Annotated in this window: 8 protein-coding genes and 1 riboswitch; of the genes, 6 read left to right on the top strand and 2 right to left on the bottom strand. The window is 36.6% G+C overall.

Annotation, left to right across the window (positions count from 1 at the left end; translation table 11 throughout):
- Nucleotides 1-56: 56 nt before the first annotated feature.
- From ACXR6G_RS17680 to ACXR6G_RS17660, 5 genes are all read left to right on the top strand, one after another.
- On the top strand, nucleotides 57-1,997 hold the full coding sequence (locus tag ACXR6G_RS17680; RefSeq protein ID WP_458362780.1) for a histidine kinase: 1,941 nt from the start codon (nucleotides 57-59) through the stop codon (nucleotides 1,995-1,997).
- A 388-nt stretch (nucleotides 1,998-2,385) separates the two neighbouring features.
- Nucleotides 2,386-5,070: a zinc-dependent metalloprotease gene (locus ACXR6G_RS17675; protein WP_458362779.1), complete on the top strand. Its 2,685-nt coding sequence runs from the start codon at nucleotides 2,386-2,388 to the stop codon at nucleotides 5,068-5,070.
- A gap of 94 nt (nucleotides 5,071-5,164) precedes the next feature.
- Nucleotides 5,165-8,485: a SusC/RagA family TonB-linked outer membrane protein gene (locus tag ACXR6G_RS17670; protein ID WP_458362778.1), complete on the top strand. Its 3,321-nt coding sequence runs from the start codon at nucleotides 5,165-5,167 to the stop codon at nucleotides 8,483-8,485.
- Nucleotides 8,486-8,495: 10 nt separating this feature from the next.
- Entirely contained in the window at nucleotides 8,496-9,836 is a 1,341-nt protein-coding gene (locus ACXR6G_RS17665; protein ID WP_458362777.1) for a RagB/SusD family nutrient uptake outer membrane protein, read from the top strand.
- A gap of 96 nt (nucleotides 9,837-9,932) precedes the next feature.
- On the top strand, nucleotides 9,933-10,703 hold the full coding sequence (locus ACXR6G_RS17660) for a LytR/AlgR family response regulator transcription factor (protein WP_458362776.1): 771 nt from the start codon (nucleotides 9,933-9,935) through the stop codon (nucleotides 10,701-10,703).
- 75 nt (nucleotides 10,704-10,778) lie between these two features.
- Here the strand turns inward: ACXR6G_RS17660 and ACXR6G_RS17655 are convergent, their stop codons facing one another.
- On the bottom strand, nucleotides 10,779-11,798 hold the full coding sequence (locus ACXR6G_RS17655; RefSeq protein WP_458362775.1) for a transglutaminase domain-containing protein: 1,020 nt from the start codon (nucleotides 11,796-11,798) through the stop codon (nucleotides 10,779-10,781).
- A 205-nt stretch (nucleotides 11,799-12,003) separates the two neighbouring features.
- Nucleotides 12,004-14,433 carry a TonB-dependent receptor gene (locus tag ACXR6G_RS17650; protein ID WP_458362774.1) on the bottom strand — a complete coding sequence of 810 codons (2,430 nt, stop codon included), beginning with the start codon at nucleotides 14,431-14,433 and terminating at the stop codon, nucleotides 12,004-12,006.
- A gap of 174 nt (nucleotides 14,434-14,607) precedes the next feature.
- A riboswitch (cobalamin riboswitch) is annotated at nucleotides 14,608-14,793 on the bottom strand.
- Nucleotides 14,794-15,029: 236 nt separating this feature from the next.
- Between ACXR6G_RS17650 and hrpB the strand changes: the two genes are divergently transcribed.
- A partial coding sequence (gene hrpB / locus ACXR6G_RS17645; RefSeq protein ID WP_458362773.1) for an ATP-dependent helicase HrpB occupies nucleotides 15,030-17,227 on the top strand: 2,198 nt, incomplete at its 3' end.

Below are 17,227 nucleotides of genomic sequence, written 5' to 3'. Positions count from 1 at the left end.
CCTTTATTTTTGAATAATTTATAGCTTTGCAAAATATTTCCATGTAAAGAAGACCTATGAAATTGCGTAATAAATCTATCGTTCAAGTTGGTATTGTCATCATTGTGAGTTTTGTGATTGTTGCTTATTTAATAGGTGAGAAAATGTCACAAACCGCTCGTAATATGAGCGTTGATTTGGCTATGTCTAAAGCTCAGAATAGTTTTCTGATTGTAAAAAAGGAATTAGATGAAAGCATTTTACGTACTCGACTATTAGCTGAATCAATTGAAGAGACAATTGACATGAATACTGAAGGTGCAGCTATAATGAATAAAGTTTTTATTGCAAAACTTAAACTAAGAAATGAAATTAATGCAGTTTGGTACATTCCTATTGATATTTTAATGGACTTACGGAAGGGATATTATTATCATGAGAATTCTTCTTCTTCTTTTCAATCAGGTATTGATAAAAAGCATTTGCTTATGGCTGGTCAACTATTAGATAGTAAAATAGAGACCATATCTGCTCCATATCGGGGGCCAAATAATCGTTTAATAAGCTCAATTCTAGTACCAGTAATACGTAATAATAATATTATTGGTGTATTAGGTGCTGATCTCGACTTGTATCGCTTTCAGCAACATTTTTACGACAATGAAGCTTTGGGTAGAGCTTATGTAAGTATTATTTCTGAGCAAGGATATTGTATTTCACATCCAGAACAAAGCCATATTGGAAAAAGTATCGATAGTCTTTATGATGCTGATGCTGATGTTATTCGTGAAGTTATGTCTAGCGGAAATAAAAATCACAATGAGGTACATTCTAATTTTCTTCAGGTTTTGGTCATTAGAGTCTATCAGCCGGTAAAAATAGGAGAGACTGACATCAACTGGGTAATTACGGTAAGTGTACCTTTATTTAATGTAGAAGAGGCCGTTCAAGAAGTCAGGAATTCAACAGCACTAATTGGTATTGTCTTGGCCTTCCTATTAATGATATTTCTTTATTATTCGCAACATAGATGGCTGTCTGAGTTTGAAGGGCGACAAAAAGCTGAAACGAAACATCGCAATATTTTAAATAAACTCTCATCAATTATGGAGAGTACCGATCAAATTAGAATTTTTTCGGTTGATCGGAAATGTCGCTATACAAGTTTCAATTCGGTGTATCAAAAGGATGCTTCTGATAATGAGGGGATGGAGATTGAAGTTGGAATGAGTGCCATAAATACCTATCATCATGATTTTGGAGATTTAATGAAGAAACATTTTGATCGAGCTCTGAGAGGTGAGCACTTTTTGACTGAATATAAAAGAAATAACAGACATTATCAGCAAGTGTTTAATGCCATTTTTGATGAAGAAGAAAAGGTAATTGGCTTTTCTAGTTTCCGATTTGATATTAGCGAAACGGTTGAGTTAAGAAAGCGTGCTCATCAGGAAGAAGAAGAGAAAGTGAAAGCTCAACTTAAAAACATTAAAAATCAGATTAACCCACATTTTTTATTCAATTCGTTGAATTCTTTATATGCCTTGGTTGAAACCGAGCCTAGATTGGCGCGTAAGTTTATACTCAAACTGTCGAAAGTCTATCGTTATCTTTTGGATCGAAATAACTCAAGTTTGGTCGATTTAAAACAGGAGCTTGATTTCATGAAGCACTATATTTTTCTTCAGAAGATTCGATTTGGGGATAATTTGAGTTTGGAATATGATATCCCCGAGAATTACATGACTTACAAACTGCCTTCAGTTAGTTTGCAATCTCTTGTTGAAAATGCGATTAAGCACAATATTGTGACTACAGAAAAACCTTTGCTTATATCAATGAGAATAGAGAATGATAGATTACTGGTTGAAAATAATTATCAATTACGTTCTGACTTTGCATCGTATTCTGGAACAGGCCTGAAAACTTTAAATGCCTTGTATTCATTTCTAGGTGATGAAAAAGCTGAGTATGGTGTAGAAGGAGAAAAGTTTGTTGTCAGATTACCTTTATTATAATATGACTCCGTTTAAGTATTAAATCATTCCTGCCTTTTCACAAAATTGATATCGCTTTGTTAAGATATTGATTAGCTCAACAGCGCTTGCAGATCGCTTGTTTAGTTTTTCCAGTGAATACTGTTTGTATGGAAATATATGGAATTAAGATGATGCGATTTTTGATTCAATCCCTCTTTCTTAGATTTCACTCTTCATTTTCCCTGATTCACTCCCTTCCTTTTTATTGCTTCTTATAAAAAAATCATATTTGTTTCAGATTCTCCTTAAGGGATCGGAAATATTTTTTTGGTTAGTAAATGGTTAGATCCTGCTGAGTGATTAATATCCAATAGTTAATTGCAAATAACTATTAGTATCATCCTTTGCAAAAGAACAAAAATACGGAATGAACTTAACACACACATTTAAAAAGAGTTTTTTAGTAGCACTGATGACGGCTTGTATTCTTGGAGGAATGCTAGAGCATACACAGGCTATTAATTTAAATCAACACCAGTCTGAAACAGGTATTTTTAAATTCTTAAAGAAAAAGAAGAAGAAAACCGGAAATAAGGATGTCAAGGATGCTGAAAAGAAAAAAACCGAATTAAAGAATTACGATGAAGTTATCACTACTGAAGCAATCAGTAAAAGTGGTGTGATCGATATTCATAGAGTAAAGAAAGATTATTACTTCGAATTAGATAAGAATCTAATGGGGCGCGATTTCTTGTTAGTGAATAAGATTTCAAAAGTCCCAACCGAAATTAATGAGTTAGGATTTAATAAAGGGATAAACTATCAAAATTTATTAATCAAATTCGAACTTGATACGATTCTTGAGAAGGTTTGGGTCAAAACATCTAAGGCATCATATTCTAGTAAAGAGGGTGACGCTATATCCAAATCAGTTGAGGATAACTACATGCCATCAATCCGAGAGTGTTTCGATTTAGCTTGTCTAAGTAAAGATTCTACTTCATATGTATTTAAGGTAAATAAGGTTTTTGATGGTTCAGAAAAGAGTTTGAACGATTTATTTGGAATCATAGGTATGCCAGGATCGGCTGTGAGTAAGCTGTCGAAAATAGATGAAGTGAAATCTTTCCCTGAAAATGCTATTGTAAAATCTTTATTGACAACAAAAGCAGAAGGAATTACGGTTTCAATTGAAGTGACAACGAATATCGTTTTATTGGATGAGAAGCCGATGAAACCAAGATTTGCAGATAAAAGAGTAGGTTTCTTTTCTACAAAACATTTCTATTTTAATGACGATCAGCAAGCACTTGAAAATCGCGAGTTGGTTAATAGATGGAGACTTGAGCCTAAAAAAGAAGATATTAAGAAGTATTTAGCTGGTGAGTTAGTTGAGCCACAGAAGCAGATTGTATATTATGTGGATCCTGCTACACCTGCACAATGGCGTCAAGCTATTAAGGATGGTATCAATGATTGGCAAATCGCTTTTGAGCAAGCTGGTTTTAAAAATGCCATCATTGCTAAAGATGCTCCAGTAAATGATCCCGATTTTGATGGTGACGATGTGCGTTATTCTATGGTAACCTACGCGGCATCAAGTCAGGCAAATGCAATGGGCCCTTCTGTTGTTGATCCTCGATCGGGTGAGATTATTGAAGCTGATATTATTTGGTGGCACAATGTGATGACTGCTCTACAATCGTGGATTCGAGTTCAAACTGGAATCATCGATCCTAGAGCGCGCGCAAATAAGTTCGAAGACGAACATATGGCACATGCGATTCGTTTTGTTTCATCACACGAAGTAGGGCATACCTTAGGTTTAATGCACAATATGGGAGCATCTTATGCATACCCAGTTGATTCTCTTCGATCAAAAACATATACGACTAAAATGGGAGGTACAGCACCTTCGATTATGGATTATGCTCGTTTTAATTACGTTGCGCAACCTGGAGATGGTGTTGAGAATATCACACCTCAAATTGGAATCTACGATATTTTCGCAATAGGTTGGGCATACAAATGGAATAATAAGAATAACCCTTGGGATGAATTGAATGATCAAAAGGCTATGATTCGCAAGCACGAAACTGATCCTTTATACCATTATGGTCCTCAGCAAGGTGGTAAGAATACAATTGACCCATCTGCACAAAGTGAAGATTTAGGTGATAACTCCATGCATGCTAGTCGTTATGGCTTGAAAAATCTTAAACGCATTGTTCCTCAGGTTGAAAGCTGGACTTATGAAGAAGGTCAGGATTATGAGAAAGCCGGGAAGATGATGATGGGTATTATTGGACAATGGTTTACTTATGCCAATCATGTGGTTACAAATGTGGGTGGTGTTTATCTTGATATGCCTGTATATGGTGAGCAAAAATCAGCTTACACACATGTTGAGAAAGCCAAGCAAAAAGATGCCATTAAATATTTACTTGATGACGTGATTGATATTCCTGAATGGTTGACTAAAGCTGATATCTACAATAAAACATATCCTATTAAGGAATCACCTATTGGGGATATTGAATATGCACCAACAACTTTATTCCGTGATCTGCATGCTCGAATTTTCTATTCGCTTTTGCAAAAAGAGCGCCTGTTGAGAATGCTTGAAAACGAAGCGAAGAATGGGGATAAGGCTTATACAGTTGCAAATATGATGAATGATTTGCATCAGGGTATTTTTAAGAAGACGATTAAAGGCTATAAGTTGAATGTGTTTGATCGTCAGAGTCAAAAGAATTTTATCGATGCCTTAATTATTACCCAGAATAAGTCCATGGCAAAAACAACGAAGAAAACTTTACAGTCGGCTTGTTCATGTTCTTTACATAAACACATGCCTGTATTGTGTGACTATTCGGTGAGTAATGACAAGATGTTTGAAGATGAAATTGAGTCAGATAATTCAAAGAACTTCCGTCGTAACGTGTTTTATTCTACAATGAATCGTGTTTCAGATGCTGTTTCGATGAAAAGAGGTGAACTTATGAAAATTAGAAGCCTGTTAAAGAAGCGATTGACGATAAAAGATGAGGCAACTCGTTACCATTATAATGATCTGATCATGAGGATTGAAGAAGCATTAAATATGAAATAATATTAAACTACATGATAGGTAGGGTGAAGTCATTCGCCCTACCTGTCTTTTTTACTTACAAAAACCACTATTTTTAACCTTTAAAAATTAAACTATGAAAAGACTGCTAACCTGGCTTTTGATCTGTTTACCTGCCATAGTTATGGCACAAGAGACGAAGCAAATAAAGGGGAGAGTACTCTCAGCAACCGACGGCGATGTGCTGATCGGTGCTTCGGTGTTTATTGACAGATCGACAATTGGGACCGAAACGGGAGTAAAAGGAGTGATTGAGAATATCACAATGGGAACGATTACAGATCTTGATGGTAATTTTGTGCTTGAAGTACCTACAGCATTAAAAACTATTTCTTGTAGCTTTTTGGGTTTCGAAACTCAGGTTGTTGATATCGCAGGAAAAGATTATGTGAAAATCAAGCTAAGTGACGCTAATAGTCAGTTAGGTGAGATTGTTGTGACAGGTTATCAGAAAATTGAAAAGCGCAAGTTGACATCTGCGGTTGTGAAAATTAATGCTGATAACATTCGCCAAGGTGGTATTGCTAATGTGGACCAAATGCTTGCTGGACAGTTAGCCGGTGTTACATCTGTAGCTGTAGCTGGTGGACCAGGTGCCCCTGCTAAAATTCGTATACGTGGTACTGCTTCTCTTAATGGAACACAAGATCCTCTTTGGGTATTGGATGGAATTCCTTTAGAAGGAAATGAAGTACCTGATTTTAATGATTCGGATAATATTGATCAGTTATACAATTCTTCTATTGGCGGATTAAATCCTCAGGATATTGCTGATATTACCGTTTTAAAAGATGCTGCTGCCACAGCTATTTATGGTGCACGTGCTGCCAATGGTGTCATTGTAATTACAACTAAAAAAGGTAAGCAAGGAAAAATGAGAGTTAATATCTCAAGCAATACCTCTTTTATTTCTCGACCAGATTTTAACAAGCTGAACCTGATGAATGCCAATGAAAAGGTTGATTTAGAAATGGCTTTGGCTGCTCGTAAAGATTATATCTTTAATGACAATAAAGGTGGCGTTTCTGAAATTCTTCATGCAAATAGCGATTGGTATAACTACCAGGATAATGGAATCTCGGGTATTAGTGCTGAGTCATTATCTGCCATTAATGCATTAAGATCTGTGGATGCTAATCTGGAAGATGAATTGTATCAATCAGCTGTAAATCAAGATCAGAGTTTAAGTATCTCTGGTGGAAATGAATTGGCTAATTATTATTTCTCATTTGGTTCTCACACCGAAAAAGGAACAACAATTGGTACCTCTCTAGAGCGTTACAATGTAACTCTAAAAACAGATTTCAACTTGAGAGATAACTTGAAGTTTGGTGTAAGTTTGTTTGCAAACAAACGTAAGAATAAAAGCTATTTAACGGGATCAAGTTTATTGACAAACCCATCTAACTATATTCGTTTAGCTAATCCATATTTGAAACTTCGTGATGATAATGGCGAGTATGTGTATAATAATGATGAAGAAGGAATCTGGAATATTGTAAACATTCCTTTTAATATTTTGGAAGAAAGAGAAGGAACGAGTCATATTCTTGATGGTAAAGGCTTAAATGCTATTTTTGATTTAGATTGGAAAATCAATTCAAACTTCAATTTCCGTTCTCAATATGGTATCCAGATTGACAAGACTAATACGACAAAGGAAGCCGATCAGGAAACCTTTTATGTAAGAAAAACACGTCAGTTGAGTGCTTATGAGCAAAACAGTAAGTTTTTTATTCCAGAGGGTGGTATTCTTAAAAACTGGGATGCTGAAAGTAACTCATATAATTTCAAAAACATGCTTGAATTCAAAACTCTGCTAAATGATAAGCATGAGATTGAAGTAATGGTAGGTAATGAATTGAGACAAACAGAATATACTCAGGTCTTCTCTGCTGCTTATGGCTGGAATGCTGCAAGTATGACTTCAAAGCCTATTGTATTTAGAGATGAGACTGATGCTAAGGCATTCCCACTTTTCAAGAAAGCATATAGAATGAACCGTTACGCTTCATTTTTTGCAACAGGTTCTTATACTTACGATAGACGTTATACATTTTTTGGTAGCGTTCGTTACGATGGTTCAGATTTATTCGGTGTTGATCCTAAATACAAGTACTTACCTCTTTATGCGGTTAGTGGATCATGGAATGTAAGCGAAGAATCATTTTTAGCTAATACAAATTGGTTGAGCAAACTAAAGCTTCGTGCTTCATATGGTTTGCAAGGAAATATCGATAAGAATAGTTCTCCTTATATTGTTGGTTCACCTACAGTTGTTTCGAATCTTCCAAACACATCTGAAAATGGAATTGATATTGCAGGTTTACCAAACGATAAGTTGAGATGGGAAAAAACATCGACATGGAATATTGGAGCTGATTTATCGGTTTTACGTCATGCAATTCGTATGAGTTTTGATTACTATCAACGTAAAGGTACTGATCTTATTAGTTCTCAATCTTTGGCTCACGAAACAGGTTTTAGTGCTATGTCTGTGAATTGGGCTGAAATGACTAATAAAGGATGGGAATTGAGTATTGCGACTCGTAATATCAAAACTGATAATTTCGAGTGGAACACAAATTTCAATATCTCGCATAATGAGAATAAAGTATTGAAAGAAAAGATTCCTGCAAATCAATTGTTACCATCAAGAGAAGGTTATTCTGCAAACTCTGTTTGGGTGATCAAAACAGCAGGTTTAGATGAAAATGGCTATCCTCAATTTAAGAAAAAAGGCAATACTGTTTCAGGAACTGAATACTTTGGTCTATTTGACGAATGGGCTGATTTTTATCCAAACTATAAAGCTGCATCTAACAAATCAGTTCAAGATGTAAGAGACTTATTTGAATACGCAGGAGATGCAGATCCAAAATATTCTGGTGGTATTATTAATAAATTTAAATATAAGAATATTGATTTAACCGTATCTGCAAACTTTAATTTGGGAATGCATCGTTTAGCGACTCCATCATACAGCATGACTGAATATGATAGAGGTCGAAATACGTCTAAAGTATTATTAGATGTTATCAATGGTAATAATAAAGGCTTACCAAACTTATTAGGCCCTACCTCTGCTGATGGTCAGTATTGGATGGAGCAGCAATGGTATGGTAATATTGATAATGCTGGAACTTATAATCATTTGGATACTTGGTTGAAAGAAGTTAATTATTTAAGAATTAGTAGCATCCGTTTAGGTTATACTTTATCTAAAGAGATGTTGAAGCGAGTAAAATTATCGAATGTTCGATTTAGCTTCGAAGCACGTAATCCTTTTGTTGTTTCAAATGGATATGATGGTTACTTTGATCCTGAGTCATATGGTAATATCTATGCTCAGCCTCAGCAAAAGTCCTTTACATTAGGTGTTAACTTAACTTTTTAAACGGTAAAAAATGAAAAAAATAAATATATACATAGCTCTTTTGCTGGCAGCATTTAGTTTTTCTGCCTGTGATAATTATTTGGATGTAAAACCCAATGATCGACTGATACCTACAACAGTAGATGATTTTCGTGATTTGTTGACAAGTGCTTATAATGGTATTCCTTCTGATAAAGCTAAAACAACATTTCGTTCTGATGAATTGAAGTTGGACGAATCAAAATATGATTTATCACCCGTACAGGATATTTTCTTGTGGAATGATGTCAATTACAAAACAAATACCTTACCATTCTCATGGAAAGCGTTCTATAAGATAATCATGTACACCAATCATATTATTGATGCAGGTGTAGATGCTACCGAAGGAACTGATGAAGAAGTTAATCAGATTGTCGCAGAGGCTTATTTGCTGAGAGCGTATATGCATTTCTCTTTAGTGAATCAATATGGGAAACCATACAATGTTGCTACATCTAAAACGGATAAAGGTGTACCTCTTTCATTAGTGATTGATACAGAAGCTGTTTATTTTCCAAATACTGTTGAAGAGGTTTATACTCAAGTTTTATCTGATATTGCAGAAGCTGATAAGCGCATCAATATAGATACTTACGAAGAAGGTTTAAATTATCGTTTTAGCCGAGTGGCGGCTTTTGCTTTCAAATCAAGAGTGTATTTATACATGGGAGATACTGAGAAATCAAGAGAAATGGCTTTGGAAGCTTTAAAACTGAAATCAGATTTACAGGATTTAGTTGCCGATAATTCATTAGCGCCTCATAAGTACAATTCGGTTGAGAGTATTTTAGCATTAGAAAAGGTGTTTACGGATGATGTAGGTAAGTCTTCTCTAGCTTCAGAAAAGCTAAAAGCGACTTATGTGAAAGAAAGTGACTTACGTTTTGATCTTTACTTTAAAGAAAAAGAAAATACTGCAGGTGAGTATACCATTGAAAAAGGATGGGAGACTGATTCAAAATGTACTTTTAGAACTTCGGAGTTATATCTGACTGTTGCAGAATCTGCTGCCAGATTAGATGATTTAGATCAGGCGAGAACTTACTTGAATAATCTAAAAGCAAAAAGATTAAAACCTGATTTTTATACAACAGAGGTTGCTCGTGTAGCTGCAATGAAGAAGGCTGAGTTGATTGATGAAATTATGACTGAACGTTTACGTGAGTTTGCTTTCGAAGGTCACCGTTGGTTCGATTTAAGAAGAACAACACAGCCAGAAATCACACATATTTTTAATGGCGAAACATCAACTTTAATTCAAGGCGATCCTCGTTATACACTGCCTTTTCCTCAAGATGCGATTATTAATAATCCTAACTTGTTGGACTAAATGTAAGAGGTTAATAAATATATCTGAATCAAAATGGGGCTTTCTATTATAGAAAGCCCCATTTCTTTTTAAATTTGTAGGCTAAATATATGAGCTATGATTAATGTTGCTATTGTAGAGGATGAGCGCCTTGCTGCTCGGGAGTTGGAAAAGAATTTATTGAGTTTGCGTCCAGGAGGAATAGATGTTAAAGTAAAACTTGAGAATGTTAGTCAGGCTGTAGTTTGGTTTTCTGAGAATCAGGTTGATCTTATCTTTATGGATGTGCATTTGGGTGATGGCAATAGTTTTTCAATATTTGAGCAAATAAAACTCAAAACGCCTGTTATATTTACAACGGCTTACGATCAGTATGCCATTCAGGCTTTTAAGCAATGCAGTATTGATTATTTATTGAAGCCTATAGATGAAGATGATCTAGAGCAGGCATTAGATAAATATGACGACATGTTTGCCAAGCCTAAATCACTGGATATTGAATCTTTGCAAAATTCTTTGCAATCTATTATAGGAGGGAATAAATATCAAGAGCGTTTCATGGTAAGTCGAGGTGAGCGTATTCTTTCTATGGATTTAGAGCAAGTATCCTATTTTATGGCTGATGGTAAAGCCTGTTATCTTTTTAGTAAAGATGGAACGCGTTACTTGTTCGATGGCACTTTGGCCAACCTTGAAAAGAAGTTAGATCCCAATACCTTTTTTCGTATCAACCGAAAATTTATCGTTAGTTATTCATGCATAATAGATATGGTCTATTACTCAAAAACTAGAATAAAGTTGAATCTCAAGCCAACTTGCGAAGAAGCTATGGATGCTATTGTCAGTCAGGACAAATGTGCCGAATTTAAGAGATGGTTGAATCAGTAAAAGTATACGTAACAGTCATTAAATAAAAAAGGCTGAGTTTCCCCAGCCTTTTCAAATTCATCTTAGTTATTCCCTTTAGATTTCTTTAAAGGAAAATGATTTAGTGTATGCGGTAGCTTTTCCATCACATTCTACAATAGGGTAGACAAAGAAGTTGACTGGACCTTTAGAATAAGCTTCCAATATTAAGTCACGACCTTGAGTCATTTCAACACGATTGGCATCTAAATTTCCATAATAGAATTCCGCTTTTTCAGGTGCTTTATCCGCTTCAGAAATATCTACTGGAAACCACTCATTGTTTTGATTGAAATCAGCCCAACAGTGGTACCCACCAATTTTTCCTTCTTGTCCTTCAGGAATTGAAAAGCCGATATGAAAACGTGAAGGCACTTTCATACTACGAGTTAAAGACATAAAATATGAATGGAAGTCAGTACAATTACCGACCGAAATATCACAAGCATAGTTTGAATTACCATTCCCAAAAGTAAACTCACCTGCAATTTTTGTCGTATTTAGATAAAGAGACACAACACTGTCTTTACTTATGCCTTCTTTAATACTTGTTGGTAAGCTGGCATAATAATGATCAGAAGGATTCTGAGCTTTTGGTTTGCCATAATACATCTCATTCAAAACAAAATCGTAAACTGATTTCATATTATCAGTAGAAAAGTGATTTGCATTTACAATTGAATCGAAGCGTTCTCCAATAGGAACCAATCTATTTGCTTTTAGGTATAGGTTTGGATCTGTATCTTTAAACTTAGCATTTGCTCTTTGCATTCGTTTCACAGTAAAATGAATGTTTATATCAGCAGTTTGAGCTAATCCATCTTTTAAATCAGCATAAAAGTAAGTATTACCATGCTGTTCCTCAGTTTTAATTTCATAAGGGATATCCGTATCAACAGAGAGCTTACTAATCGTTTGCACTTCATTCGATTGAGGTATAGGAATCCAAACTTTCATGTTTTTGCCAGAATTGGCTTGCAGGCTCACTTTATAATTGAATTCAAAATTTCTTTCTGGCACTTTACTGCAACTGCTTAATACGATTACAGCTATAAACAACATCCATCTCATCATCATCTTTTCTATTTTGTCTTAAATACCTTTTTTTTATAATCGTGCGAAAGTAGGCTAAAGCAATTGTTTCACAAAGTGATGAGTCTAATAAAAAGACTTTTTGCTCTTATTTATAAAGTGTAATGAGTGATTAAACGAAATTCCCCATCTCAAAGCAAGATGAGATGGGGAATAGTCCTGTTTTTTAATGTTTTTTAGCTGCAGAGTTTTAAAAGTTTCCAATTTTGATTCCGAAGAATATGCTTCGTGGTGAAATAGGTCCGTACACATAAGTCGCATCACGAGAATTACCATAATCAGCATCCTTTTGGAATGAATTAAATACGTTTTTAGCTCCTGCATTCAGTTCCAACTTCATATGATCTCCAAAATCAAAATGGTAGGTGATTTTGAATCCCAGATCGAAGAAATCATTTGTCTTGATAAGTGACTCATTGATTTCAATATTATTTTCGTTAACACCACCACCCAAGTGAACTAAGTGCATTGGACCTGTGTAAGTTCCATTAAAACTAAGATTTGTATGATGATTAAGTTTGGTGTTTAGCATGAAATATCCGTAGCTGTTGGGACTTCTTAGCATCTTATCAGTGTAAGTGTTTTCTCCCTGATTAATAGCTTTGTCATATTTTCCATTCTGAAAGGTTAGTCCCATTTGATAATTGATAAGTGCAGAAGGGACTAACTTAAATTCTAGATTGACACCTTTTATGTCAGCACCAGGTGCATTAATTCGGAGAGCAATCAGATCATCAGCATTGTTTGGGTTTTGTATGTAATCATTACGAAATGGCTTATTCAATTGATTGTAAAAACCTTCAACAAGAATATAAGACCTCCAGCTTTTCATCTTGAAATTCCAATCTGCTGATAAAAGAAAACTGTCGGATGTTTCTTCTTTGAGATCTTTAGCCATTTGATGTGTGATGGTTCTCGCAGTTGAGGCTTCGATATGTAAATCTTCGTCGAAAATTTGTGGCGCTCGGTAGCCTTTGGCATAACTAGTTCGAATATTGATTTGCTCAGATATTTTAAACTGGAAGTTAATTCTTGGACATATCACTAAATTAGTGTACTCCGAATTATCAGCATCATTGGTGATTTTATAGGCATCCATTCGTGCACCAAGAAGCAGGTTCATAAAACCCAGATCCCACTTACTCTGTAAATAACTCCCTATTGTATTCAGTTTTTGATCGGAGATAAGTGTGTTGGGAATCATTTTTGCCTCTTTATCATCGAAATAACCAAGCTTATTATCCTTAAGCGTATTGTAATTGTTCTCGATTCCTGCAACAATCTTAGCCGGAGCAAAAATTAGCTTATCCAAATCACCTGAATATTGAAAGCCGAATATGCTTGCGATATCGTCTGTCTTTCCAAAGGCAGAATAATCTGGAAGTGGTGTTCCTAATGCATTTCCATCCTTGTCTTCGAATTGCTGAGTGCCATAGTAGGTGCTTCTATCTGTTAATTGAGCTGATACAAAACTTGAAAACTTATGTTTTCTTGCTTGATCGAGATATAAATCCCAGGTAAGACCAGCAGAATGAATATCGTGTTCAACCTGCTCAGCTATTTCTGAATTAAAGGGCTGACGATCTAAATGGTCGCCACCACGGCGGTATTCATTCATAAAATGATACTCGGCAGAAAGTTTACTGCGATCAGAGAAGCGATGGTAAGCCTGCATGCCAGCACCTTTACTTCTAATCTCAACTAAGTTTGAAAAACCATCGCCATTGGCATCCCAAGCCTTACGATCTCGATTAATTCCGAATAAGAATAGACCTGTTTTTCGATCATCAGAAACGATTGACGAATTAAAATTTAGATTGAAATCGTTCGCTTGGTCATTGAGTCCGACTCCAATAATCCCGTTTTGGATGTTCACGCTAAAATTATTACTAATCGGGTCTTTGGTTATGACATTAATGGTACCCGCAATGGCATTACTCCCAAAAAGAGCAGAACCACCACCTCGAACAATCTCTATGCGTTGAATCATGGAAGTCGGAATATGTTCCAAGCCATAAACGCCTGCTAAGCCACTTATAACCTGACGACTATTTATTAGAATTTGAGAATAGTTTCCCTCCATACCGTTCATTCTAACTTGGTTGAACCCACAATTGTTGCAATTGTTTTCAACACGAATGCCTGGAGCAAAGGCAACTCCTTCAGCTAAAGAGCATGAACTTACCTGCTCTAAACTTTTTGCCGAGAGCATATTCACCACAACAGGTGAGTTTTTACGGCTCACCTTACTTCTATCAGCACTCACAACTATCTGGTCCAAACCAATAACATCTTCACTTAAAAGTATGTTTAATTCTAAAGTACTGCTGCAATCTATTTCAATCTGCTTGTTTATTGATTGATAGCCGATACAGGAAAAACATAAGGTATGTACACCGGGAGTTAGTTTATCTAAAGTAAAGTTACCTGTATTATCGGTTAGTGTTCCCTGACTGAATTTAGGAATTGTTACACTAACAAATGGGAGAGGATCTTTTGAAGATTCATCTGCCACATAGCCTTTGACTATGGCTTTGTGATCGTGTTTTTTAGAATAAGCGAAACTGTAGGCATTTATTGCTAGTAGAAGCAATAGTGTTGCGCATAATTTTTTCATCATTTTTGTTTTTTTGATTTAAAAAATATGCTCGTGAGAATGAAAGATGGTGTGTAAGATGGGCCCTTCTCAAATAAAAAACATCTATAAAACAGGATGCCTAATTATAGACACCTATTAAATTCAAATTCTTATTTTGTGAAATGTTACACATCAATTACCCTTTTCCCGGAGCAAAGTGATTATATGGCAATGGCAGGTCTTCTGACTTATCTCTATCAATTAACGCCTTCCCATTCCATTTGAGTTTGAAACAGTGGCATGTGTTAATGACTTAACGAGAATTACAGCTACGGGCACAGTTCCGGATTTACACCGGATTCCCTATTGAGCAAATTTGCACCAATTGCGCCGCAAAAGTAATTATTTTTATGAACTGAATTCGTAATCCCCCTTATTGTTATTTAAACCTAATACGAGTAGTGGAGGTGATGATAAAATGAAAATTTATACTTTTTTCAAAGACATCAATTTATTACTGCCTGTCTTAATTCTTTTGAGTCTATAATCAGGTATCCATTCGTGCTGTATTCTTTGTTGATACCTTTTTACTAAATTTGCAGCTCACGAGCATATTGACATTATTAAAGCTTTTCAACTTGACTTTCGACCCTTTCAAAATAGATTTACCTGTAAAAGAAATTATTACTGAAACCAGAGAACTTCTGGCAAATCAGAATACACTCATTATTTCAGCCCCTCCAGGAGCAGGGAAAAGTACTTTGTTGCCACTAGCCTTAATGGAAGAAACCTGGCTGAAAGGACAGAAGATTCTGATGTTGGAACCACGACGTTTGGCAGCTAAAAGTATCGCGATACGTATGGCTTCTCTTCTGGGAGAGGAAGTGGGACAGAGTATTGGTTACCGCATTCGTTTCGAAAAGCGCGTTTCAAAGGCCACACGTGTTGAGGTTCTGACAGAAGGGATTCTAACCCGAATGTTACAGTCCGATAATGCCCTTGAGGGGGTGGGTATGGTTATTTTCGATGAGATTCATGAGAGAAGTCTGCATGCCGATCTGGCTCTTGCTTTGTGTAGAGAAGCTCAGGATATCTTACGCCCTGATTTACGCATTATGCTGATGTCAGCTACTATCAATAGCACCGAATTGAGTGATCGGTTAAAAGCAAAGGTGATTGAAAGTCAGGGGCGACAGTATCCTGTTGATCTGATTTATACCGATGCTAGTGATGTGAGATTACTTCCTGAAATAACTGCTAATACGGTTGTTAGGGCAGTGAAGGAACAATCTGGCGATACGCTGGTCTTTTTACCAGGTGAGGGAGAAATCCGGAAATGTGAAGCCTTGCTCAAGGCACAGTTTTCTGATATCATGATCTATCCCTTATTTGGTATGCTGGCAGGTAATCAGCAGCAGGCAGCCATCATGCCCGATAGGCAAGGGCGAAGAAAAATTGTACTTGCAACTGCCATTGCCGAAACCAGTTTGACCATTGAAGGCATTCACACTGTTGTGGATTGTGGTTTTAGTCGGGTATCTCGATTCGATTCCAAAACAGGTTTATCACGATTGGAAACCATCGAGATATCTAAAGACTCTGCTGATCAGAGAGCAGGGCGTGCAGGACGATTGGGACCAGGGGTTTGTTATCGCATGTGGTCCTTGGCATCTCATAACCGACTAAAGAAACACCGTATACCCGAAATATTGGAAGCCGACTTAAGCTCTCTAGTTTTGGAAATGGCCGCTTGGGGAGTAGAGGATATTCAGGAACTCACATGGTTGAGTCCGCCACCTGCAGGGGCAATTGCACAGGCTAGTGAAAGTCTTCATGAGCTTGAAGCACTGGAGGATTATAAAATTACCGAACATGGGCGTCAGATCCAGAAACTACCCTGTCACCCTCGTATTGCCCATATGCTACTCAAGGCTAAGGAGGAAGACTTGTTAGCACTGGCTACCGATTTGGCTGCACTTTTGGAAGAGCGAGACCCTTTGCCTCGTGAAACAGGCATCGATATTAATTTGAGAATAGAGGCTTTGCGTCGTCATCGTAAGGGTGATAGAACGCTTAGAACTCTCAATCGAATTGAGAAAGTGGCCTCTTCGTACAGGCAACTCTTCAATATAAAAGCGGACAATGGCCTTGTTGATCCTTATGAAACGGGTGTGATTTTGGTTCAGGCTTATCCTGAACGAATTGCACATGCAAGTCCCGGAACCAATGCGCGTTTTATGATGGCTAATGGGAAGCAAGCTATGACGAGTCATCAGGACGATTTGGCTTATGAGCCCTGGTTGGCTATTGCCCATGTTGATGATAGGGAGCGTGGAGGAAAGATCTTTATGGCTTCGGCTCTTAATCCGCAAGACTTAGCTCCATTGGTAAAAGAGCGCGAAAATATTGTTTGGGACACACGCAAGGGAGGATTGATAGCGACTAAGGAGCTGAGAATTGGTCGTATCGTTTTGCAATCGAAACCACTTCGCCAGCCCGATGAGGAGCAAGTTGTAAGTGCTATTTCTAAGGCCATTGAGAAGGAGGGAGCCAGCCTTTTGAATTTTAGCCCTGAGTTTATGCAATGGCAGAATCGAATTTTGAGCTTACGAAAGTGGCAAGCAGATGATGAGTGGCTAGATGTGAGCACCGATAATCTTCTGAAAAGCAATATGGAATGGTTAAGTCCCTATCTATCCCGTATACGGAAACCTGAAGATTTGGCTAAGATTGATCTTGAGGAAGTTTTGCAAAATCATTTGCCTTGGGAGAAACAAACGAAATTAGATAAGTTTGCTCCTAAGCATTTTATTGTACCCAGTGGTTCAAAAATTAA

The organism is Ancylomarina sp. YFZ004 (assembly GCF_054254355.1).
The sequence above is the reverse complement of the archived record's forward strand: the minus strand, read 5'-3'. Positions and strand labels throughout refer to the sequence as shown.

Bases quoted from the DNA above. Each gene is read 5' to 3' on its own strand.
- ACXR6G_RS17655 (WP_458362775.1), bottom strand. From the start codon at position 11,798: ATGATGATGAGATGGATGTTGTTTATAGCTGTAATCGTATTAAGCAGT.
- ACXR6G_RS17665 (WP_458362777.1), top strand. From the start codon at position 8,496: ATGAAAAAAATAAATATATACATAGCTCTTTTGCTGGCAGCATTTAGT.
- ACXR6G_RS17650 (WP_458362774.1), bottom strand. From the start codon at position 14,433: ATGATGAAAAAATTATGCGCAACACTATTGCTTCTACTAGCAATAAAT.
- ACXR6G_RS17660 (WP_458362776.1), top strand. From the start codon at position 9,933: ATGATTAATGTTGCTATTGTAGAGGATGAGCGCCTTGCTGCTCGGGAG.
- ACXR6G_RS17675 (WP_458362779.1), top strand. From the start codon at position 2,386: ATGAACTTAACACACACATTTAAAAAGAGTTTTTTAGTAGCACTGATG.
- ACXR6G_RS17670 (WP_458362778.1), top strand. From the start codon at position 5,165: ATGAAAAGACTGCTAACCTGGCTTTTGATCTGTTTACCTGCCATAGTT.
- ACXR6G_RS17680 (WP_458362780.1), top strand. From the start codon at position 57: ATGAAATTGCGTAATAAATCTATCGTTCAAGTTGGTATTGTCATCATT.